Raw genomic sequence first — 21,452 nt, forward strand, 5'->3', positions numbered from 1 at the left:
GCCGATGACGACGTGCCGGCCCGTGCTCGCGAGCAACGAACGGGCCGGCGCGACGTCCGCGTCGAGCCATCCGTATGCCTCGGGCCGTATCAGCGGCCCGTTTTTCAATCATTGCGCATCGTTCGCGCCGAACAATTGCGCGCACACCGCGCGCCCTTCGTCGGTCAGCGCAGCGCTGCCGGTACCGTCCTCGTTCAGCGTCGTCGCGCTCAGGCCGGCGGCGTCGAGCTGCGTCAGCACACGGCGCAGCGTGCTCATCGGCAGTTGCGCACGCTTTGCGATCTTCGGCAGCGACCACGGCTTGCCGGCCGGATCGCTCGCGACTTCGTTCAGCGTCGCGAGCGTGGCGACGAGTGCGGGATCGAGCGGGGATTCGTCGGATTCTGAAGTCATCGGTTCGGGTTGGTCGGCCGGCGTCGGGCCGGCATGCATGGAGACAACCATCGCGAGCACTATACGCCGCGTCACGCGCCCCTGAGCGCGGCGCGCATGAACGACACGAAACGCGTGGTGACGGGATCGTCGCGCTCGGCCCGCCACGCGAGCCCCACGCGCCACTTCGCGTCCCGGCCGTCGAGCGGCAGCACCGTCGCGTCGCGCAGCAGGTACTGCGCGCTCGACGGAATGAATGCGACGCCGACGCCGGCCGCGACCGACGTCAGCACCGACTGCACGTCCTCCGCCTGCTGCATCACGTGCGGCACGAAGCGGCGCTCGACGCACCACCGATCGATCTGCGCGGCCAGCCCCGGGCCGCGCGCGCGCTGCAGCGCGATGAAGCCGATCTCGTTGAGCACATCAAGATTGGCCGGCACGCGCTTGAAGCCGAGATGCGGCGGCACCGCGAGCGCGAGCGCTTCGTCGGTCACCTTGAACGACGACAAGCCTTCGTCGGCGGGCAGGCGCAGGAAACCGGCGTCGAGCTTGCCGGCGTGCAGCCGGCGCGTCTGTTCGGACGACGACAGGTCGCTCAGCGTCACCGCGACACCCGGATTGCGACGACGAAATTCGGCGATCAGTTTCGGCACGAGCGTGAGCACGGACAGGCAGATGCCGAGCCGCAAGTGCCCGCGCTGACCGCTCGTCGCTTCCCGCGCACGCGCCAGGATTTCGTCGGCATCTCGCACGAGCGCCTGCGCGTCGGGCAGGAAGCGTTCGCCGAACGGCGTCAGTTCCGCGCCATGCCGGCCGCGCTCGAACAGCTTGCCGCCAAGGCTCGCCTCCAGCGCGCCGATCTGCTTGCTGAGCGCGGGCTGGCTCATGTGCAGCGCGTCGGCCGCACGGCTGAAATGGCACAGCTCGGTCACCGTCAGGAACGTGCGTAGCAGTTTCAGTTCCATTCTTTAATGGAATCATAACGATCGAAAGATTCATTTTACCGATCGAATGCAATGGCGTTCAATACGGACATGCCCTTCCCGGAACTTACTTTCATGTCCGTCGATCCAGCGGCCGACTGCGTGGCCGAGCCGTCATCCGATGTCGCAGATGCAAGCGAATGCGCTGCTGCCGCCGCTGCGCGCGCACCGAAGCGTCGTGCTGAACGCACGGACGGGCGCAGCCGCCGCTTTCGCTTCGGCGATGCGCTGGAAGACGTGCCGCCGCGCGCGGTGACCGGTTCGATCGCGATCAGTTTCGCGGTCGTGTCGCGGCGGAACTGGCCGCGCTGAACCGTGCATCTGCCCGCCTTTCACGCGACGCGCACCGCTTGCCCGGCAGCGCAAAAAAGACCGAAATCATCCCGTATCACGCGTCATCCAATCGTCATCGTCCCGCGATCGACCGTATAATTTCCCGCACCCGCTGACCGCCCATGCATTCCGCGCAGCCGCATCGCGCGTGAAAAGGAGACTTTCGCTTGACCGGCCTCATCGCGCGCCTGCCTCGCGCCCGGACCACCCTGATCCTCGCCCTGTCGTTCCTGCTGCTCGCATTCGCCGCGCATGCGTCCGCGCAACGCGTGCAGCCGCATCGCGCCGCCCATGCGCAGCCGCATGCCCATACGAAGGCCGTCAAGAAGACACCCCATCGCAAGAAAAAGGCGGTCAAGCGTCGTCGCTCGCGCGTGACGCATCAAGCGGCCCAACGCCACGCGGCACCCGCATCGCAGCAGCGGCGCGCGAAACGCACGACCGCCGTGCGACCGCCCGCGCCCGCGAAACCGAAATTGCTCGCCAGTTGCGGCTATACGCCGCGCGCGGTCGCGTCGCTGCATTCGCGCGCGGCTTACGTGCTCGACGTCGATTCCGGCACCCCGCTGCTCGCGCGCAACGCGCGCACCGTACGGCCGATCGCATCGATTTCGAAACTGATGACGGCCGTCGTCGCGCGCGACGCCGATCGTCCGCTGAACGGCGTGCTGCGCGTGACCGCGCGCGACCGCGACACGATCAAGTTCACCGGCTCGCGCCTGCAGGTCGGCTCGGAACTGTCGCGCCGCGACATGTTCCATATCGCGTTGATGTCGTCGGAGAACCGCGCAGCCGCCGCGCTGAGCCGCGACTATCCGGGCGGGCGCGCGGCGTTCGTGAAGGCGATGAACCGCGAAGCGCGCCGGCTCGGCATGCGGCGTACGCACTTCCGCGAGCCGACCGGCCTGTCGCCGCACAACGTGTCGACGGCGGAAGATCTCGCACAGCTCGTCGGCGCGGCCGCGCAGGATCCGCTGATCCGCTATTTCTCGACCGACCTGTCGACCACCGTGCGCCCCGGCGACGGCGAACTCGTGTACGTGAATTCCGACCCGCTCGTGCGCTACCGCCGCCTGCCGATCCGGCTGCAGAAAACCGGCTTCATCAACGAATCGGGGCACGGCGTCGTGATGCGCATGCGCGTGAAAGGCCGCCGCGAAACGGTCGTGCTGCTCGGCGCGCCGACGCGTGCCGGCGTGTCGAGCGACGCAATCAAAATCCATCGCTGGCTGTCCTGCTCGATCCAGTAAACACACACGGGCAGCCGGCGCGTTCACGCTAACGGAGCGACGCGATGCAGCACGAATACCGCTTCAACGCCTTCGGCCGGCTGCTCGCCGTCGTGCGCACGGACGGCCGCTGGGCCGTGTTCGATCTCGGCGCCGAAGGCAAGCGGCGCCCGGCCAATCTGCAGATTCCATCGGCGCTCACCGCCGACGAACTCGGCCAGTACCTCGGCGATCTGCTGCACGAAAACGCAACCCCGCGATACAGCGAAGTCGTACCGGTCGCGCATCGACGCATGTAATCGCGCATCGGACAGTAACGCCGGCCAGCGATCAATTCGACAGTTAAACTTGCAAGTCTAACTGTCGTGCTCTATGATTCGCCGCATGAACCCGCCACGCAAATCCGGCGTTTCCGCCGAAACCGTCGCCGCCGACCTGACCCTCGCGGTCGGCCAGCTCATCCGCCGGCTGCGCTCCGAGATTGACTCCGAAGGGCTCGGCATGTCGCAGACGAGCGCGCTCGCGCGACTCGAACGGCACGGGCCGATGACGACCGCCGATCTCGCGCGCGCCGAGGCGATGAAGCCGCAGTCGATGAAGGCGATTCTCGCGAGCCTCGAGGAAGACGCGCTCGTCGAGCGCGAACCGCATCCGACCGACGGCCGCCAGATCCTGTTCAAACTCACCGCCGCCGGCCTCCACGCACGACGCAAGCGCAACGCCGCGAAACACAAGTGGCTCGGCGCCGCGATCGAGAAGCTCGACCCGCACGACATCGACACGCTTGCCGCGGCCATCCCGCTGATCCGCCGCATCGGCGACCAATAAACCCGGCCCGTGCGCCACGCAGCATTCGCGCACGGCTTTCCTCGCCCTTTCCCCGGAGCCCATCATGAGCGCAACCCGTCTCGACACGAACACGGCGCTGGTCGTCATCGACCTGCAGAAAGGCATCGTCGCCCTCCCCACCGCGCACCCGGTCGCACCGGTGATCGCCCACGCCCGCGAACTGCTCGACGCCTTCCGCGGTCGAGGGCTGCCGGTCGTGCTGGTCAACGTCGCGGGCGGCGCACCGGGCCGCACCGAGCAACCGCCGCGCACGGCGCAGCTTCCCGCCGACTGGACCGAACTCGTGCCCGAACTGAACCGCCAGCCAAGCGACCACGTCGTGACGAAGCGGACCTGGGGCGCGTTCACCGGCACCGGTCTCGACGCGCATCTGAAGGCAGCCGGCGTCACGCAGATCGTGCTGACCGGCGTCGCGACGAGCATCGGCGTCGAATCGACCGCGCGGCAGGCGCACGAACTCGGCTACAACGTGACGCTCGCCGTCGACGCGATGACCGACCTCAACGCGGACGCACACGCGAACAGCGTCGAGCGGCTGTTCCCGCGCCTCGGCGAGACGGGCACGACGCAGGACATCGTCGCGCTGCTCGACCGGCGCGGCGCGTGAGCGAGCCACGCAGACAGCCAACGCCGGGCCACGCGGCCGGCCGGCTCGATCCGTCGATCTGGAAAGTCAGCGCGGTCGCGACGCTCGGCTCGCTGCTGTCACAGCTCGATGCGACGATCGTCAACGTGTCGCTGTCGAGCCTCGCGACCGACCTGCATGCGAGCCTGTCGACGATCCAGTGGGTGACGAGCGGCTACCTGCTCGCGCTGACGCTGGTGCTGCCGCTGAGCGGCTGGCTCGTCGATCGCATCGGCGCGAAGGCGCTGTACCTGTGGTGCTTCTCGGCGTTCACGCTGACGTCGGCGCTGTGCGGGCTCGCATGGTCCGCGCCGTCGCTGATCGCGTTCCGCGTATTGCAAGGCGTCAGCGGCGGCTTGCTCGCGCCGATGGCGCAGATGATGATCGCGCGCGTCGCCGGCCAGCAGATGGCGCGCGTGATCGGCTACGCGGCGGTGCCGGTGCTGCTCGCGCCGATCCTCGGGCCGGTCGTCGCCGGCGCGATCCTGCAGCACACGTCATGGCGCTGGCTGTTTCTGGTGAACCTGCCCGTCGGCGCGCTCGCGCTCGCACTGGCCGCGCGGTTCCTGCCGGGCGACCGGGACGACGCGCCGCGGCGCGAACTCGACTGGATCGGCCTCGCGTTACTGTCGCCGGGCCTCGTGCTGTTCCTGTACGGCGTCGAGCGGATCGGCTCGATGCCCGGCATCGCGGCGGTCGCAGGTTCGGCGCTATTGCTCGTCGCGTTCCTGCGCTTCGAGCGCCGCCAGGGCGAGCGTGCGCTGATCGATCTCGCGCTGTTTCGCTCGCGCGTGTTCGGCGCCGCAGCCGGCACGCAGTTCCTGTCGAATGGCGCGCTGTATGCCGGCCAGATGCTGATTCCCGTGTTCCTGATCCAGGCGTGCGGGCGCTCGCCGGGCGAAATGGGCTGGCTGCTCGCGCCGCTCGGGCTCGGCATGCTCGTCACCTATCCGTCGATGGGCGCGCTGACGAGCCGGTTCGGCGTACGCCGGCTGGCCGCCGCCGGCGCGCTGCTCGCACTCGCCGCGACACTGCCGTTCGTGTTCGTCGCGCTGACCGGCTACGATCCGCTCGTGCTCGTCCCGGCGCTGTTTCTGCGCGGCATGGGCCAGAGCGCGATCGGCGCGCCGTCGATCGCCGCCGCGTATGCGTCGGTCGAGCGCCGCGACCTGCCGATGGCGACCACGTCGCTCAATATCGTGCAGCGGCTCGGCGGCCCGACGTTCACGACGCTCTGCACGCTGTTTCTCGCGTGGCGGCTGCACGCGGAAGCGACGTCGGCCGGCGGCACGCAGGCCGTCGCGTATGCGTGGGCGTTCGGCCTGCTGTGCGCGCTGCATGCGGCGAGCTTCGTGACGACGCTGCGGCTGCCGTTGCGATCGGCCGGTGCAGGCGGCGACCGACGGGCCGGCAACGCGCCGGCCGGTTCGCGCTGAACGGGCGCCGCGCCGCACCGCGTGCGCGGTTTCCTGTTACGGCAACCACATCGGCACGATCGACGCCACGAGCAACAGGCCGAGCCCCGCATTCAGGCAACGCCACTGCCGCTCCGTGCGCAACACGCGGGCAAACAGCAGCCCGGCGAAACACCACAGCGACAACGACGCCATCGCGGCCACGCCGAACGCCACCCCAAGCAGCACACCGAGCCGCGCCGGCCCCGACGCGAGCGCCGCGAACGACGCGGCCGCGCCGAGCGTCATCGCCCAGCCTTTCGGGTTGTGCCACAGCATCCACACGCCGCTGACGAACCCTTGCGGCCGGTGCACGTCGACATCGAGCCGCGGCTTGCCGCCACGTCCGATGCGCAACGCCAGCCACATCAGGTACGCCGAACCGACCGCCTTCATCGCGAGCTGCAACGCGGGCAGCGCGAGCAGCACACTGCCGAGCCCGGCGGCGGCCGCCGCCGCCATCGACGCGAGGCCCGCCGCGATGCCCGACATCAGCGGCAGCGAACGCCGATAGCCGAAATGGGCGCCCGAGGCGGTCGCGAGCGTCGTCGCGCCACCCGGCGTCGCGGTGGAGACGATCACGAACAGCACCAGCGGCAGATAGTCGTGAAGCGGCACGAGGGCTCCCGGTTGTCGTCACTGAAGCCCCGTTTTTACCTGCGATTGCGCCATTACGACAGCGAAAGATTTTTATGCCTTCCATTAGCATCCATAATGCGAAGCATGGCTCGCAATCTCGATCTCGCGCTGCTGCGCGCATTCGTCTCCGTCGCCGATCATCGCAGCATGACGGCGGCCGGCCACGCGCTGCACCTCACTCAAGGCGCGATCAGCCAGCAGGTCGCGCGGCTCGAAATGCTGTCGGGCCCGCTGTTCGTCCGCCAGCATCGCAACCTGCTGCTGACGGCGGCCGGCGAGCGGCTGCTCGAACAGGCGCGCCGGCTGCTCGCCGTTCACGATGCGCTGCTCGCCGACCTGAGCGCCGGTGCGGTGGAAGGCCCGGTGCGTCTCGGCGCACCGCAGGATCTGGTCGGCACCTGTCTCGCGCCGATCCTGAAAAGCTATGCGCACGCACATCCGCACGTCGCGCTCACGCTCGTGTGCGCGGCATCGCCGGAGTTGCGGCGCGGGCTCAAGCAGGGTGATCTCGACGTCGCGCTGATCGAGGCGCCGGTCGGATCGTCGCGCGGCGAATGCATCGCCGTCGACCGGCTGGTGTGGGTCGGCGCGAAAGGCGGCACCGCGCACCGGCACTCGCCGCTGCCGGTATCGATGGTCGCGCAGACCTGCGCGTTCCGCCCGACGGTGCTCGACGCACTACGCGGCAGCGATCGCGCGTGGCGCACCGTGTTCGAGAACGGCAGCTTCGATGCCACGGCCGCGACCGTGCGCGCCGATCTGGCCGTAACCGTGTGGCTCGCGTCCACCGTGCCGGCCGACCTCGAGATCCTGCCGGCCGGCAGCGGCCTGCCCGCGCTGCCGAATTTCTCGATCAACCTGCATGTGCCGCGCGGCCAGCACACGGCGGCCGCGGCGGAACTGGCCCGTTGCCTGCGCAACGGTTTCGCACGCCTGCGCGCGGTCGCGTAGCGCTGCTGAGCAAGAGCGTGTTCACGCTAATAACGCACGTTCCCGTGTTTGGAAAAAATCGTTCGTGGGGCTGGCCCGTTATCGGCGTGTACAGGCCCTACACCGTGCCCGGCTCCTGCGGTGCGGGCGTCGCGCCCGCCGCCTCCAGCGCCTGATGCAGCGTGGCAAAGATGCACGACGCGCCGACCGCCTCGGTGATCCCGTGACGATCCATGTCCGCGCGCAGATAGCGGTTCACGCGCCCGAACAGCACGCCGATCCCACGCACATGCAGCGCCCTGACGAGATCGACCAAGGTCCGTGCGGCCGAATAGTCGACGTCGGTGATCGCGCCCGCATCGACGACGAACCAGCGCGGCGGCACCGGCGCCGCATCGACGAGTTCGATTACTTCGGCAGCGAACAGATGATCGTTCGCGAAGAACAGGTCGGCGCCGAACCGGTAGACGATCAGCCCGGGCGCCGTCATCGCGCCGCGCCGGGCGGGCACCGGCTGCCACCGTCCGTTGCCGGCGACGGGTTCGAGCACCATCGTGTGCGGCTGGTAGCTGTGGCGCACGTGCCGCATCAGCGACAGCGCGACGGCCAGCAGGATGCCCTGCTCGACGCCGACCGTCACGACGGCGGCGGCCGTGACCAGCGCGAGCGTGAATTCCCCGGGGCTCTCCCGACGGATCGCGGCGAGACTGCGCACGTTGATCAGCCCGAGCGCGATCGTGAACACGATGCCGGCCAGCACCGCATGCGGCAGATACTGCAGATACGGGCTGAAGAACAGCAGCACGATAGCGACGACCGCAGCGAACGCGAGATGCCCGATCTGGCTGCGCACGCCCGCGCCGTCGGCCATCGCCGTCTGCGTCGGGCTGCCGTTGACGACGAACGCGCCGCCGAGCGCCGCCGCCGCGTTCGCGGCCGCGAGGCCGAGGATGTCGGCATTGGTGTCGACGTCCTCGCCGTACTGCTGCGCGAACACCCGCGCGGCGGCCGCGCTCTGAGCGATGATCATCACGAAGCACGAAGCGGCGACCGGCACGAGATCGAGGAACTGCTGCCACGTGACGGACGGCCAGCGCAGCGGCGGCAGCCCGCCCGCCACGGGCCCGAGCACCGCGATGCCGTGCGCGGCGAAACCGAACGTTGCGCTCGCGGCGATGCTGCCCGCGACCGCGATCATCGGCATCGGCACGCGCGGCAGGAACCGCTTGCACGCGAGAATCGCGACGACGACGAGCGCCGCGAGCGCGAGCGTCGGCCGGTGCGCGTCAACCAGGTGCATGACGACGTAGTCGAGTTGCGCGAGGCTGCGCGACGCCGGGTACGGCACGGCCACGCCGAGCATGTCGCCGAGCATCGCGATCGACACCTGCACGCCGACGCCAGCGAGGAAACCGACCAGCACCGTGCGCGACAGGAAATCGGCGAGGAAACCCAGCTTGAAGATGCGCGCGAGCAGCAGCATCGCGGCGGTCAGCAACGCGACCATGCCGGCGAGCGCCGCATAGTCGGCGCTGCCGGCCGGCGCCATCGACGACAGCCGGCTCGCGAAAATCGTCGCGGTCGCGGAATCGGCGGCGACCACGAGATGGCGCGACGCGCCGAAGCATGCGAACGCAACGAGCGGCAGGAACACCGTGTAGAGCCCCGTGACGGCCGGCATGCCGGCGATGCGTGCGTAGCCGAGCACCTGCGGGATGTCCATCGACGCGAGCGACATGCCCGCGAAGATGTCGCGGATGGCACCCGCGCGACGGATCGGGAGGAGGCCTTTCAGCAGCCGCACGCGCGACGGACGGCTTTCATTGGAATCTTGCATGCGTGAAATGCGTGAAGTCGAAATGACGGGCCACGAACGGGTGCGCAACGGTGTCGCGTGTCGCTCACCGTTGCCGGAGGAGCCGCACGCCAACGCGCGCGGCACACCGACGACGCCTGCGACGTCCGCATGATTGCATGGATCGCCGACCGCGCGCATCGAAACGCGACGGCCTGCCGTCATGGCTTCGGGCCGATCGCGTTCCTGTAGACGCCGCATCCGGCAACCGGCTCGCACGCCGGCTTGCGGTGATGCGGGTTCACCGGCGACCTTCACCTCGATGCAGAGGATACCTTCACAAAGGTGAGCCGATTCGGGAGCCGATCGACCTGCGTTCACGGCACGCATTCCGCTCGAACTGCCCTGCTTCACCGATACGACGACGTGAGTCGACTACGAGGCCATCCAGGCCGACCTGTTCGATCACCTGATCGCCGTGCTGCCGGCGTTCCCGCTGCGCATGTACCCGCATCCGCCGGCCGGCAGCGCTCATCGCGCCGCGCACTCCGACGCGAGCCGCCCCAGCACCTTCAGCGCATCCTCGATCTGCCGCGACCACGGGTAGCTGTAGTTGAGCCGGATGAAATGCCGGTAATCGGTGCCGGCCGAGAACATATGCCCGGGCCCGAGCGTGATCCGCTGCGCGAGCGCGAGCGTATACAGCTTCATCGCATCGACCCGCGGCGGCAGCTCGACCCACAGCACATACCCGCCCTGCGGCTGCGACAGCCGCGTGCCTTCCGGGAAGAAACGCCGTACCATCGCACTCATCAGGCTCGCCTGCTGCGCATACAGCTTGCGCATGCGCCGCAGATGAAAATCGTAGCCGTCGTGTTTCAGGTATTCGGCGATCGCGAGTTGCTCGATCGCGGGCGTCGCGAGCGTGTTCAGGAATTTCAGCTTCTCGACCTGGTCGCGGTAACGGCCCGGCATCGCCCAGCCAATCCGGTAGCGCGGCGACAGGCTCTTCGTGAACGACGCGCAATGCAGCACCAGCCCGTCGCGATCGAACGACTTCAGCGCGCTCGGCGCCGTGTCGCCGAAGTGCAGCTCGTGATAAACGTCGCTCTCGATCGCCGGCACGCCGTGCTTCGAGAGCAGTTCGACCAGCGCGCGCTTGCGCGCATCGGGCATCTGGAAGCCGAGCGGATTCTGGAAATTCGGCATCACCATGCATGCGGCGATGCGCTCGCGCGCGAGGATCCGCTCGAGCGCGTCGAGATCGATGCCGTCGCCCGGGTGCGTCGCGACTTCCAGTGCACGCATGCCCATCCGCTCGATCGCGTGCAGCATCGCGTAAAACGTCGGCGACTCCACCGCGATCGTGTCGCCCGGTTTCGCGACGGCCTGCAGGCACAGGTTGATCGCCTCGGTCGCGCCGATCGTCATCACGATCTCGCCCGGCTCGACCGCGACCCCGCGCTCCGCATAGCGCCGCGCGATCTGGCGGATCAGCTCCTGGTTGCCGGGCGGCAGGTCGTCGATCACGCCCCAGCGCGTGCGCCGCCGCCCGATCGCCTGCGCATAGCGCGCAAGACGCTGCACCGGAAACTGCGACGCGTCGGGATACGGCGAGCCGAGCGGCACCGCGTCGTCGCGCGCGATCGAACGCAGCGTCGACAGCACGAGCCGGCTCACGTCCACGGCCGACGGCTCGGCGGCCGGCGCGGAAATATGCAGCTCGGCCTCGGCCGGCACTGCCGCACGCGCCCGCACGAAGTAGCCCGACTGCGGCCGGCTTTCGATCAGGCCGCGGCTTTCCAGCACGAGGTATGCGCGCAGCACGGTCGTGACGCTGAGCTGCTGTTGCCGGCTCGCGTGCCGCACCGACGGAATCCGCTCGCCGGGCCGGTACACGCCGCGCTCGATCTGCGCCTGGAGATCGTCGGCCAGTTGTTCGTAACGCTTCACGCGCTTCCCCTTTCAACTTCCCTTCAGCAACACAGTTGCGATCCGCACGGGATGAATGGCCGGAACTGTACTCTTTTTTGAAGTGAACAGGTGTACACACAGCCGCACGGGTGCCGCGCGTACTCTGCACGCATCGACCCCGACACCTGCATCATGAAAAAGAAATCCGCGACCGCGCGCATCGAACCGTACACCCACCCGGCCGCCGGCTGGGGCGCGCTGAAAGCCGTCACGATCAACCTGATCAAGGAAAAGGTCGCCGGCGGCAACTACCGTACGCTGCTGCGCCAGAACCAGCCGGACGGCTTCGACTGCCCGGGCTGTGCATGGCCGGACCGACAGCACGCGTCGACGTTCGAATTCTGCGAGAACGGCGTGAAGGCCGTGGCCGCGGAAGCGACGAGCAAGCGCGTGACGCCCGAATTCTTCGCCGCGCACACGGTGACCGAACTGCTCGAACAATCGGATTTCGAGCTCGAACAGCACGGCCGGCTCACCGACCCGATGGCGTACGACGCACAGACCGACCGCTACGTGCCGATCGCGTGGGACGATGCGTTCGCGCTGATCGCGCGCCACCTGCGCGCGCTGCCCGACCCGAACCAGGCCGCGTTCTACACGTCCGGCCGCGCGAGCAACGAAGCGGCGTTCCTCTATCAACTGTTCGTGCGCCTGTACGGCACCAACAACTTCCCCGATTGCTCGAACATGTGCCACGAGGCGACGAGCCGCGGGCTGCCGGCGTCGGTCGGCGTCGGCAAGGGCACGGTCACGCTCGACGATTTCGAGCATGCGGACATGCTGCTGATCTTCGGCCAGAACCCCGCGACCAATCACCCGCGGATGATGGGCGAGCTGCGCGAGTGCGCGAAGCGCGGCGCGACGATCGTGTCGATCAACCCGCTGAAGGAGCGCGGCCTCGAACGCTTCGCCGATCCGCAAAGCCCCATCGAAATGCTGACGATGTCCGGCACGAAGATCGCATCGACGTTCATCCAGCCGACCATCGGCGGCGATTTCGCGCTGATCAAGGGGATGGCCAAGCGCGTGCTCGAACTCGACGACGCCGCGCGCGCCGCCGGTGCGCCGCGTGTGCTCGACACTGCGTTCATCGACGAGCACACGGCCGGCTTCGATGCGTTCGCCGACGATCTGCGCGCCGAAAGCTGGTCCGCGCTGACGGCCGAAAGCGGCGTGCCGTACGAGCAGATCGACGCGCTTGCGCAGCGCTATGCGCGCAGCGAACGCGTGATCGCGACGTGGGGCATGGGCATCACGCAGCACAAGCATTCGGTCGCCACGGTGCAGATGCTGACCAACCTGATGCTGATGCGCGGCAACATCGGCCGCCCTGGCGCCGGCCTGTGCCCGGTGCGCGGCCATTCGAACGTGCAGGGCAACCGCACGGTCGGCATCGAGGAAAAGCCGTCGCAGGCGTTCCTCGACCGGCTCGGCCACGTGTTCGATTTCGAACCGCCGCGCGATCACGGCTACGACGTCGTCGAGACGATCGAAGGGATGCTCGACGGCCGCGTGAAGGTGCTGATCGGTCTCGGCGGCAACTTCGCGATGGCGACGCCGGACACGCCGCGCACGTGGGAAGGGATGCGCCGCTGCGCGCTTTCCGTGCACATCACGACGAAGCTGAACCGCAGCCACCTGATCCACGGCCGCGACGCGCTGATCCTGCCGACGCTCGGCCGCACCGAGATCGACCTGCAGGACAACGTCGCGCAAGGCGTGACGGTCGAGGATTCAATGAGCATGGTCCACGTGTCGTACGGGATGAACAAGCCGGCGTCGCCGAACCTGATGTCGGAGCCCGCGATCGTCGCGCACATGGCGCACGCGCTGTTCGGCAGCGGCAAGATCGACTGGCTCGCGTACAAGGACGACTACGCGAAGATCCGCGATGCGATCGAGGCGACGCTCGACGGCTTCTACGACTACAACACGCGCATCGCGCGGCCCGGCGGCTTCCACCTGCGCGTCGCGTCGCGCGACCGCGAATGGCTGACGCCGACGGGCAAGGCGAACTTCATCGCGCACGCGCTGCCGACCGACACGCCGATCCAGCGCGCCCGCGCGCTGCACGGCGAACGGCTGATGACGCTGATGACGACGCGCTCGCACGACCAGTACAACACGACCGTGTACGGGCTCGACGACCGCTATCGCGGCGTGTTCGGCCAGCGCCGCGTGGTGTTCGTCAACCGCGACGATCTCGCGATGCTCGGCCTCGCGGCCGGCGAATGGGTCGACATGGAAACGGTGTGGCACGACGGCATCGAGCGGCGCGCGAACGGCTTCCTGCTCGTCGAATACGACATCCCGCGCGGCTGCATCGGCGCGTACTACCCGGAAACCAACCCGCTCGTGCCGCTCGACAGCGTCGGCGACGTGTGCAACACGCCGACGTCGAAGTCGGTACCCGTGCTGCTGCATCGCGCGGCCGCGCCGGCGTCGATCGCTGCCTGACGGAGCACGACGATGATCGTTCGTCCGCGCGAGCACTGGCTGCGGATGCTCGATGCGCATCTCGACAAACTCGTCGCGATGGTGAGCGGCTGCGAGCGCATCGCGTCGACGCCGATTCCGTTTTCCTACGACGTGCTGCTGCCGTTCGGCCTCGTCGATTCGATCGGCGCGGCGACACCGTTCGTCACGGTATTCGTCGCCTATACGCTGATCGCGCTCGACGCGATCGCGCATGCGATCACCGAGCCGTTCGGCGACGGGCCGAACCATCTCGCGCTCGATGCGATGACGCGACAGATCGAGCGCACGCTGCTCGAACTGAACCGCGAGCCGCTGCCGGCCGAAGTGACGCCCGGCCCGTCGTACCGACTCACCTGACCCGCTTCGCCTGACTCGCGCCGCTCAATCGCGGCGGCCGCGCAGGAAGCCGCCATGTTCGGCGGCCGCGTCCGCGATCCGTCGCAGCAGGACAATGCCGCTCAGCAATGCATGCGCGGCGTCGCCGTCGCGCGCGGCCACGCGACGGCGCAACAGGCGGGCCGCCGCGGCACACGTCTGCTCGAGCCGCGCGAAATCGGCCTGCGCGATGCGCCCACGCACCACCGCTGCCGCGCGGCGCGCGGCCGGCTCGCGCGTGGCCAGTTCGGCAAGCGACAGCAGGCTGTCGCCGAGCCCCCAGATCGCGAGCAGGTCGCGCATGTCGCGCTCGATCAGCGTCTGCGGCAGGCTGCCCGCGAAACCGAGCTCGCGCCCGAGACGGTCGGCCGTGCGGCTCAGCCATGCGCTTGCGGACCATGCACGCGGATCGCGTGCGATGCCGGCCAGATCGCGACGCACCGCGCGGTGCAGACGCCGTCGGCTCGTGCCCGGATCGCCGGGAAACACCAGCGCGAATACCAGCGCGCCGAACGCGATGCCGAGCAGCGTCGCGAGCGCGCTGTTCAGGAACGCGGCGTCGCCGATGCGCGTCGTGTTGTCCGGCGACGTGAAATTCCAGAAGAAGATCGAGAACGCGCTGCCCATCGCGGCCGTGCGCGGATGACGCATCGCGAGGCCGGTGCCGATCAGGAACACGCCCAGGATGTAGGCGAGCATCTCGAAACCCGACACCGCCGGCAGCAGGATGAAGTTGCAGACGACGCCCGCGACCGCCGCGCATGCCGTGCCTTTCATGAAACCGACGATCGCACGCACCGAATTGGGGCGTGTCGAGAACAGTGCGCTCACCACGGCCGTGATCGCAACGAAGCCGCCGCCTGACGGCCACGCGGTGAAGATCCAGATCGCCGACGCGGCCAGCACCGCGATGAACGCGCGAATGCCGTTGTGGCACGCGAGCACCGGATCGCGGTGGAACGCGTAACGCACGCGTGCAGAGGAAGGCACCGGCCGGTCGAACAATGCCAGGCTCGCGAATGCGCGGTCGAACCCGCCGAGCAGTGCCGACAGCCGGTCGAGCGTGAGCAGGCGCGACGTGTCCGGGCCGGCCGGCACGGCGGCTTCGACACGCAGTGCATCGTTCACGCGTGCGCGCAGCGCCGCCATCTCGTGCGCCGCATCGCCCGACACGGCGACCCGGTCGAGCACGCTTGCCGCCTCGTCGACGAGCGGTTCCGGCGCATCGCCGCCGCGCGCCGCGTGTTCGCGAATCGCTTGCCCCGCGGCCTGCGCGGTGAGCACGCCGAGCGCCGCCGCGCGCAGATGGCCGATCATGTTGCGCACCGGCGGTGCGCCGGCGGCCGCATATTCGGCCGCCGTGTCGAGTTCGAGCGCCTCCGCGAACAGCCGGTGCACGGCCGCGCCGTTCGGCTCGCGGCGCAGCGCGCCGGCGCCGAGCGCCACCGCGCGCTCGAGATAGCGCGCGAGCCGCGTCCGGACATCCTCCAGCGGTGTGCCCGGCGCGAACACCGTTTCGAACAGCGCACCGCACAGGATGCCGACCACCACGTACAGGAACCGCGCGACCGCGATATCGAACGCGTGCAGCGGCGCCGACACCGCGTCCATCGCGATGATCGCGGCCGTATAGCCTGCGAGCACCGCCGCATACGCGCGGAAATTCCGCTGGAACGTCGCGATACCCGCGCACAAGCCGATCCACGCGGCGAGCGCGGGCAGGAACAATTCGGGTGTCTGCGCGAACGCGCCGGTCAGCGCGAGCGCGACGGCCGCACCGATCGCGGTGCCGAGAATCCGGTACTGGCTCTTCGACAGCCCCATCCCGCGGCTGCCCTGCGCGACGATCCAGACGGTCGACGCGGCCCACATCGGATCGTCGAGATTCATCCGGAACGCGATATAGAGCGCGAGCAGCGACGCGGCCGTATTGCGGAGTGCGAAGGCAAGCGCGCCGGGCGGCAGCGTCGGCCGCGCGTCGCGCAGCGCGGCCCGGACGGCCGCGAGCGGCGGCATGCTGGGGAATGCGAATTTCATGCGGCGAGCATACGGTCGCGCGCCGGCCGCCACTACGGGGCAGCGGCGGGATGCGTTATTGCGCCGGGCGGGATAATCGGCTCGACCCGCGGCGATCCGGCCCGCGACGGTAAGATGCGCGCATGTCGAACACTGAAACGAATCGCATGGACCTCGAGAGCATCCGGATATTCCTGCGCGTGGTGGAGCGCGGCAGCTTCACCGCCGCCGCCACGCAACTCGACATGCCGCTCAGCCGCGTGAGCCGCAAGATCCGGCAGCTCGAGGACGACCTCGGCGTCCAGCTGCTGTACCGCACGACGCGTCGCGTGTCCGTCACCGAAGCCGGACGCGACTATTACGAACGCTGCCTGCGCGCCGAGGAGATCCTGCTCGATGCGGACCGTCAGGTGCGCGCGCTGCGCACGGAGCCCGAAGGCACGCTGCGCGTGCTGGTGCCCTACGCGATCGGCCTGTTCGAACTGGAACCGGCGCTCGCCGAATTTCGCCGGCGCTACCCGCTGGTCCAGCTCGTGCTGATCTACGACAACAGCGCGCTCGATCTCGTCGAACACGGCTTCGACGTCGCGCTGCGCACCGGCGTGCTGACGGATTCAGGCTATGTCGCGCGCTCGCTCGGCTGGTCGCACGCGAAGTTCGCGGCCAGCCCGCACTATCTCGACCGCGCCGGCCGGCCGCAGACGCCGCAGGATCTCGCCGATCACGACATCCTGTTCGTCGGCCGCGACGCGCCCGGCCTGACGCTGCGCCTGACCAACGCGGCCGGCGACGTCGCCGACGTGCCGGTGCGGCCCGTGCTGATCTCGAACGAATCGGTCACGGTGCTGCGCCAAGCCGCGAGCGGCGGCGGCATCGCGCTGATTTCGACCCACTTCACCACACGGCGGCTCGCGAGCAACGAACTCGAAATCGTGCTGCCCGACTGGCACCGCACCGACGACGTCGAGCTGCACGCGCTGTACCCGAAGCGCGCGACGCTCGACAGCAAGGTGCGTGCGTTCGTCGAATTCCTGACGGAAGTCTTTACTGCGTGGCGGGCCGCGTCGTAGTCGACTCGGCACGACCGGCAATCGATGCACGTCCGCTGCATTATTGCAGCGCAGGAAAGGAATTAATGAGCGCGCGAGCGTTGATCGCCGTTCGCCGCATCGTTAGCCTGTGCCGATGAAAAATGACCACACACGCGACGGCAGCCACCTGAGCGCTGCCCGCCGACGCGTCACGCGCGTCGCGCCGTCCTGACCGGCCTGCCTGCTTGCCGAAGCCGTCACGGCTTCGCCGATCCGATCGAACGCCTGAACCGCACGCCGCGCGCGAGCGGCCCTCCGCTTGGCCGGCCGCGCGCACGTCGCGCGTGTCCGCACGCGCGGCCGCCGCACGCCCGTGCGCGGTCGCCATCGGCGCATGCGCCCCGCGGGCCACTTTCCATCACGCAGGAACACCATGTCATCTCCGTCACCCCAGGCGCCGCTGTCGGGCGGCAAGCTCGCGATCGGCACGATCGCGGTATCGCTCGCGATGTTCATGAACGTGCTCGATTCGTCGATCGCGAACGTCGCGATCCCGACGATCTCGGGCGACCTCGGCGTGTCGGTCGACGAAGGCACGTGGGTGATCACGATCTTCGCGGCCGCGAACGCGGTGTCGATTCCGCTGACCGGCTGGCTCACGCAGCGCTTCGGCCAGGTGCGCCTGTTCGTCACGTCGATCCTGCTGTTCGTGTTCGCGTCGTGGCTGTGCGGAATCGCGCCGAACCTGCCGACGCTGCTCGCCGCGCGAATTCTGCAAGGGGCCGTGGCGGGACCGCTCGCGCCGCTGTCGCAGGCGCTGCTGCTCGGCGCGTGGCCGCGGCAGAAGTCGTCGACGGCGCTCGCGCTGTGGTCGATGACCGCGCTCGTCGGTCCGATCGCGGGGCCGTCGCTCGGCGGCTGGATCACGTACGACTACAACTGGTCGTGGATCTTCTACATCAACATTCCGGTCGGCTTCTTCGCGGCGGCCGTCACGTGGTTCGTGTTCCGCGATCGCGAATCGGCCACGCGCCGCCTGCCGATCGATACGGTCGGACTGCTGCTGCTCGTGCTGTGGGTCGCCTCGCTACAGATCATGCTCGACAAGGGCAAGGATCTCGACTGGTTCAATTCGCCCGTGATCGTCGCGCTGGGCATCGTCGCGCTGATCGGCTTCGCATTCTTCCTCATCTGGGAGCTGAACGAGGCCAACCCGATCGTCGACCTGCGGCTCTTCACGCAACGCAACTTCGCGGGCGGTACGATCGCGATCTCCGTCGCGTACGGGATGTTCTTCGGCACGCTCGTGCTGCTGCCGCAATGGATGCAGGGCTATCTCGGCTACCGCGCGGTCGATTCGGGGCTCGCCACGGCGCCGCTCGGCGTGTTCGCGATCCTGCTCACGCCGGTCATGGGGCGCCTGCTGCCGCGCACCGATCCGCGTTATATCGCGACGCTCGCGTTCGTCGGCTTCGCGGTCGTGTTCATGATGCGCACGACGTTCTACACCGACGTGTCGCGCTGGGATCTCGTGCTGCCGACGCTGCTGCAAGGTATTCCGATGGCGATGTTCTTCGTGCCGCTGACGTCGATCATCCTGTCCGGGCTGCCGCCCGACAAGATCCCGGCCGCGGCCGGCCTGTCGAATTTCGGTCGCACGTTCTGCGGCGCGGTGGGGACGTCGCTGATCAGCAATGCGTGGAACGACCGCACGATCCTGCATCACGTGCGGCTCACCGAACAGGCGAGCGTCACCAATCCGGTCTTCACGCAACAGCTCGACACGTCCCGTTCGCTGCTGCACCTGAGCCCCGATTCGGCGCTCGCGTTCTTCAATGCGTCGGTCGATTCGCAAGCGGCCGTGATGGGATTGAACGACATCTTCTACGTGTCGGCGATCATCTTCGTCGCGATCATCCCGCTCATCTGGATCACGAAACCGGTGCGCTCGGGCGGCGGCGATGCCGATGCGGCGGCGGCCGGCGCGCATTGATCCGCATGCGCGGCAGCGGCGCGCCTCGCGCCGACAGCGCGACGACCGGGCGATCCGCCGGTCGCGACGACAACCGAAGCGAGCGCCCGTCCGACAGCGGGCGCCGGTTGTATCGAATCGTTTCAACGCGCCAACGGCGTCAAATGCTGCGGGTATACTCCGTCGTCAGCCGCCTGCCGTGTCGTCGTCCGTCAAAAAGGCCCGATTCCAGGCGGTTTCGTCGCGAAGCTTCGCGTTTCGCTCCCCCGCGCCCCAGCCTCGATACGAGACACCCGACGACCGATCATGAAACGATTCCTGCTGCTTCTTCCCGCCGCCCTGCTCGCCGCCTGCGGCTCCGCACCCTCGTCCGATTCGGCCGGCTCGGGCGCCGCGCCGATGATCTACGTGTCGTCGCAACGTCCAGCCTACGCGGTCGCGAACTGCCTCGACAGCCGCCTGTCGGGCACCGAACAATCGCAGCACAACGGCGTCACCGACATCGCGGTCGGCTCGAATTCGTACTTCGTCACGCTGACGCCGTCGGGCAACGGCTCGGTGATCAAGGTCGTGCGCGGCTCGGGCAACGAACCGGCCGAGGAAGCGATGCGCTTCGCGGTCGCGCGCTGCGCGATCTGACGCCCTCCGGCGCCGGGCGCCCGCCCGGCCCTCCCGTCTGCCTGCCGCTGCGCGCTACCCGGCGCGCCTGCCGAATATTTTCATCCGGCTGCCCGTCGATGAGAGAATCGCACCCACGATTCCCTTTCAACGGAGCCCGCATGAAGCACCTGCTGTCCCGGCTGTTCGTCAGCGCCGCGCTCGCCGCGCTTGTTCCGGCGCTGCCGGCGCAGGCTGCCACGCCGCCCGGCATCTTCGTCGTCGCCACGCAGCTCGGCGAATTCACGACCCTCGACCCGAGCGGGATCTACGAGCTGGTGCCGTCCGAATACGTCGCGAACACCTACGAACGGCTGGTGCGCGTCGACCTGAAGGACCCGACGCGCTTCGACGGACAGATCGCGCAATCGTGGACGGTCGGCGCCGACGGCGTGACCTACACGTTCAAGCTGCGCCCGGGCCTTACGTTCCATTCCGGCAACCCGGTCACCGCCGACGACGTCGCGTGGTCGTTGCAGCGGACTATCCTGCTCGACAAGGGGCCGGCCGGCGTGCTCGCCGATCTCGGCCTCACGAAGGCGAACGTGACGCAGAAGGTGCGCGTGGTCGACCCACAGACCGTCGTGCTCGAAACCGACCGCAAGTACGCGCCGAGCTTCGTGCTCAACGTGCTGAGCGCGTGCCCGGCCTCGGTCTTCGACAAGAAGCTGCTGCTGTCGCACCAGCAAGGCAACGATTTCGGCAGCGGCTGGCTGCGCACCAACGACGCGGGCTCGGGCCCGTACCAGCTCGTCAAGTGGACGCCGAACGAGAGCATCGTGCTGCAGCGCTTCGACAAATACCGCACGCCGTACCCGATGAAGCGCGTGGTGCTGCGCCACGTGCCCGAAGCGTCCGCGCAACGGCTGCTGCTGGAGAACGGCGACGCCGACGCCGCGCGCAACCTGAGCCCCGACAGCCTCGCCGCGCTGTCGAAGGCCGGCAAGATCAAGATCGCGTCGTGGCCGGTGTCGGCGCTGCTGTACCTGAGCCTGAACACGAAGAACCCGAACCTCGCGAAGCCCGAGGTGCAGCAGGCGATGAAGTGGCTCGTCGATTACGACGGCATCCAGCGCAACATCGTCAGCACGACCTACAAGGTGCATCAGACCTTCCTGCCCGAAGGCTTCCTCGGCGCGTCGAACGCGCGGCCGTACAAGCAGGACGTCGCGAAGGCGAAGGCGCTGCTCGCGAAGGCCGGCTTGCCGAACGGTTTCGACGTGACGATGGACATGCCGAACGACTATCCGTACCTCGAGATCGCGCAGGCGCTGCAGGCGAACTTCGCGCAGGGCGGCATCCGCGTGAAGCTGATTCCGGGCGACGCGAAGCAGGCGATCGGCAAGTACCGTGCGCGCCAGCACGACATCTTCGTCGGCGAATGGTCGCCCGACTACATGGACCCGAACAGCAACGCGCGCGGTTTCGCGTGGAATCCGGACAACTCGGACCAGTCGCCGACCAAGATGCTCGCGTGGCGCAACAGCTGGGACATTCCGCAACTGACGAAGGACACCGAGGCCGCGCTCGTCGAGCCGTCGCCCGCGAAGCGCGCGCAGCGTTACGAAGCGCTGCAGAAGGCCGTGCTCGCGAACTCGCCGTTCATCATCATGTTCGAGAAGGTCGTGCAGGTCGCCACGCGCCCCGGCGCGACCGGACCGGAAATCGGGCCGATCAACGACCTCGTGTCATACCGCACGCTCGCGAAGTAATCGCGGCTGCCCGCGCGTGCGGCCA

At 68.5% G+C, this 21,452-nt stretch carries 18 protein-coding genes and 2 pseudogenes; 14 read left to right on the plus strand and 6 right to left on the minus strand.

What is annotated here, in order from left to right; translation table 11 throughout:
- Positions 1 to 108 precede the first annotated feature (108 nt).
- Positions 109 to 393 carry a transcriptional regulator gene (locus tag JYG37_RS21285; protein WP_124631070.1) on the minus strand — a complete coding sequence of 95 codons (285 nt, stop codon included), beginning with the start codon at positions 391 to 393 and terminating at the stop codon, positions 109 to 111.
- Between the two features lie 71 nt (positions 394 to 464).
- Positions 465 to 1,340: a LysR family transcriptional regulator gene (locus tag JYG37_RS21290; protein ID WP_124631069.1), complete on the minus strand. Its 876-nt coding sequence runs from the start codon at positions 1,338 to 1,340 to the stop codon at positions 465 to 467.
- A gap of 51 nt (positions 1,341 to 1,391) precedes the next feature.
- Here JYG37_RS21290 and JYG37_RS21295 point away from each other — a divergent pair, with 51 nt between their 5' ends.
- From JYG37_RS21295 to JYG37_RS21320, 6 genes are all read left to right on the plus strand, one after another.
- Positions 1,392 to 1,670 (plus strand): hypothetical protein, encoded by a 279-nt coding sequence (locus tag JYG37_RS21295; RefSeq protein WP_050012802.1) that lies wholly within the window; start codon positions 1,392 to 1,394, stop codon positions 1,668 to 1,670.
- 188 nt (positions 1,671 to 1,858) lie between these two features.
- A complete protein-coding gene (locus JYG37_RS21300) occupies positions 1,859 to 2,941 on the plus strand; it encodes a serine hydrolase family protein (RefSeq protein ID WP_050012803.1) in 1,083 nt (360 codons plus the stop codon).
- A gap of 44 nt (positions 2,942 to 2,985) precedes the next feature.
- Complete coding sequence (locus tag JYG37_RS21305) at positions 2,986 to 3,219, plus strand: DUF7661 family protein (protein WP_089489439.1); 234 nt, start codon at positions 2,986 to 2,988, stop codon at positions 3,217 to 3,219.
- Positions 3,220 to 3,292: 73 nt separating this feature from the next.
- Positions 3,293 to 3,748 (plus strand): MarR family winged helix-turn-helix transcriptional regulator, encoded by a 456-nt coding sequence (locus tag JYG37_RS21310; protein WP_089489440.1) that lies wholly within the window; start codon positions 3,293 to 3,295, stop codon positions 3,746 to 3,748.
- Positions 3,749 to 3,812: 64 nt separating this feature from the next.
- The gene (locus JYG37_RS21315; protein WP_124592858.1) at positions 3,813 to 4,376 is read left to right on the plus strand and encodes an isochorismatase family protein; all 564 of its coding nucleotides are present in this window, start codon (positions 3,813 to 3,815) and stop codon (positions 4,374 to 4,376) included.
- A complete protein-coding gene (locus JYG37_RS21320) occupies positions 4,373 to 5,830 on the plus strand; it encodes a DHA2 family efflux MFS transporter permease subunit (protein ID WP_050012807.1) in 1,458 nt (485 codons plus the stop codon). The genes JYG37_RS21315 and JYG37_RS21320 overlap by 4 nt, the downstream gene beginning before the upstream one ends.
- Before the next feature lie 36 nt (positions 5,831 to 5,866).
- Here the strand turns inward: JYG37_RS21320 and JYG37_RS21325 are convergent, their stop codons facing one another.
- A complete protein-coding gene (locus JYG37_RS21325; protein WP_050012808.1) occupies positions 5,867 to 6,466 on the minus strand; it encodes a LysE family translocator in 600 nt (199 codons plus the stop codon).
- A gap of 96 nt (positions 6,467 to 6,562) precedes the next feature.
- On the opposite strand from JYG37_RS21325, the gene JYG37_RS21330 reads away from it, so the two are divergent.
- Entirely contained in the window at positions 6,563 to 7,438 is an 876-nt protein-coding gene (locus tag JYG37_RS21330) for a LysR substrate-binding domain-containing protein (RefSeq protein ID WP_050012809.1), read from the plus strand.
- A 97-nt stretch (positions 7,439 to 7,535) separates the two neighbouring features.
- On the opposite strand, the gene JYG37_RS21335 is transcribed toward JYG37_RS21330, so the two are convergent.
- Positions 7,536 to 9,254, minus strand: coding sequence for a SulP family inorganic anion transporter (locus JYG37_RS21335; protein WP_089489442.1), 1,719 nt, complete (start codon positions 9,252 to 9,254; stop codon positions 7,536 to 7,538).
- 343 nt (positions 9,255 to 9,597) lie between these two features.
- On the opposite strand from JYG37_RS21335, the pseudogene JYG37_RS35135 reads away from it, so the two are divergent.
- Positions 9,598 to 9,819, plus strand: a pseudogene (locus JYG37_RS35135) (mechanosensitive ion channel family protein); the annotation flags it as partial.
- Here the strand turns inward: JYG37_RS35135 and JYG37_RS21340 are convergent.
- A complete protein-coding gene (locus tag JYG37_RS21340; RefSeq protein ID WP_089489443.1) occupies positions 9,744 to 11,165 on the minus strand; it encodes an aminotransferase-like domain-containing protein in 1,422 nt (473 codons plus the stop codon). The pseudogene JYG37_RS35135 and the gene JYG37_RS21340 overlap by 76 nt on opposite strands.
- Positions 11,166 to 11,318: 153 nt before the next feature.
- Here JYG37_RS21340 and JYG37_RS21345 point away from each other — a divergent pair, with 153 nt between their 5' ends.
- On the plus strand, positions 11,319 to 13,643 hold the full coding sequence (locus JYG37_RS21345; RefSeq protein ID WP_213346343.1) for an FdhF/YdeP family oxidoreductase: 2,325 nt from the start codon (positions 11,319 to 11,321) through the stop codon (positions 13,641 to 13,643).
- Positions 13,644 to 13,682: 39 nt separating this feature from the next.
- A pseudogene (locus JYG37_RS21350) lies at positions 13,683 to 14,021 on the plus strand (hypothetical protein); the annotation flags it as partial.
- A gap of 24 nt (positions 14,022 to 14,045) precedes the next feature.
- On the opposite strand, the gene JYG37_RS21355 reads toward JYG37_RS21350, so the two are convergent.
- On the minus strand, positions 14,046 to 16,076 hold the full coding sequence (locus tag JYG37_RS21355; RefSeq protein ID WP_213346345.1) for an FUSC family protein: 2,031 nt from the start codon (positions 16,074 to 16,076) through the stop codon (positions 14,046 to 14,048).
- A gap of 146 nt (positions 16,077 to 16,222) precedes the next feature.
- Between JYG37_RS21355 and JYG37_RS21360 the strand changes: the two genes are divergently transcribed.
- The 4 genes from JYG37_RS21360 to JYG37_RS21375 all read left to right on the plus strand — a co-directional run bounded on the left by JYG37_RS21360 (position 16,223) and on the right by JYG37_RS21375 (position 21,427).
- On the plus strand, positions 16,223 to 17,125 hold the full coding sequence (locus tag JYG37_RS21360; RefSeq protein WP_124631110.1) for a LysR family transcriptional regulator: 903 nt from the start codon (positions 16,223 to 16,225) through the stop codon (positions 17,123 to 17,125).
- Positions 17,126 to 17,519: 394 nt separating this feature from the next.
- A complete protein-coding gene (locus tag JYG37_RS21365) occupies positions 17,520 to 19,079 on the plus strand; it encodes a DHA2 family efflux MFS transporter permease subunit (protein ID WP_124592862.1) in 1,560 nt (519 codons plus the stop codon).
- Between the two features lie 285 nt (positions 19,080 to 19,364).
- Entirely contained in the window at positions 19,365 to 19,697 is a 333-nt protein-coding gene (locus tag JYG37_RS21370) for a sugar ABC transporter ATPase (protein WP_050012816.1), read from the plus strand.
- A 140-nt stretch (positions 19,698 to 19,837) separates the two neighbouring features.
- Positions 19,838 to 21,427 carry an ABC transporter substrate-binding protein gene (locus tag JYG37_RS21375; protein ID WP_124631066.1) on the plus strand — a complete coding sequence of 530 codons (1,590 nt, stop codon included), beginning with the start codon at positions 19,838 to 19,840 and terminating at the stop codon, positions 21,425 to 21,427.
- Positions 21,428 to 21,452: the final 25 nt, after the last annotated feature.

It is taken from the genome of Burkholderia sp. LAS2 (assembly GCF_018417615.1).
GTDB classification, from domain to species: Bacteria; Pseudomonadota; Gammaproteobacteria; order Burkholderiales; family Burkholderiaceae; genus Burkholderia; species Burkholderia sola.

Bases quoted from the DNA above. Each gene is read 5' to 3' on its own strand.
- JYG37_RS21285 (WP_124631070.1), bottom strand. From the start codon at position 393: ATGACTTCAGAATCCGACGAATCCCCGCTCGATCCCGCACTCGTCGCC.
- JYG37_RS21290 (WP_124631069.1), bottom strand. From the start codon at position 1,340: ATGGAACTGAAACTGCTACGCACGTTCCTGACGGTGACCGAGCTGTGC.
- JYG37_RS21295 (WP_050012802.1), top strand. From the start codon at position 1,392: ATGGCGTTCAATACGGACATGCCCTTCCCGGAACTTACTTTCATGTCC.
- JYG37_RS21305 (WP_089489439.1), top strand. From the start codon at position 2,986: ATGCAGCACGAATACCGCTTCAACGCCTTCGGCCGGCTGCTCGCCGTC.
- JYG37_RS21310 (WP_089489440.1), top strand. From the start codon at position 3,293: ATGATTCGCCGCATGAACCCGCCACGCAAATCCGGCGTTTCCGCCGAA.
- JYG37_RS21315 (WP_124592858.1), top strand. From the start codon at position 3,813: ATGAGCGCAACCCGTCTCGACACGAACACGGCGCTGGTCGTCATCGAC.
- JYG37_RS21330 (WP_050012809.1), top strand. From the start codon at position 6,563: ATGCGAAGCATGGCTCGCAATCTCGATCTCGCGCTGCTGCGCGCATTC.
- JYG37_RS21335 (WP_089489442.1), bottom strand. From the start codon at position 9,254: ATGCAAGATTCCAATGAAAGCCGTCCGTCGCGCGTGCGGCTGCTGAAA.
- JYG37_RS21345 (WP_213346343.1), top strand. From the start codon at position 11,319: ATGAAAAAGAAATCCGCGACCGCGCGCATCGAACCGTACACCCACCCG.
- JYG37_RS21355 (WP_213346345.1), bottom strand. From the start codon at position 16,076: ATGAAATTCGCATTCCCCAGCATGCCGCCGCTCGCGGCCGTCCGGGCC.
- JYG37_RS21360 (WP_124631110.1), top strand. From the start codon at position 16,223: ATGGACCTCGAGAGCATCCGGATATTCCTGCGCGTGGTGGAGCGCGGC.
- JYG37_RS21365 (WP_124592862.1), top strand. From the start codon at position 17,520: ATGTCATCTCCGTCACCCCAGGCGCCGCTGTCGGGCGGCAAGCTCGCG.
- JYG37_RS21370 (WP_050012816.1), top strand. From the start codon at position 19,365: ATGAAACGATTCCTGCTGCTTCTTCCCGCCGCCCTGCTCGCCGCCTGC.
- JYG37_RS21375 (WP_124631066.1), top strand. From the start codon at position 19,838: ATGAAGCACCTGCTGTCCCGGCTGTTCGTCAGCGCCGCGCTCGCCGCG.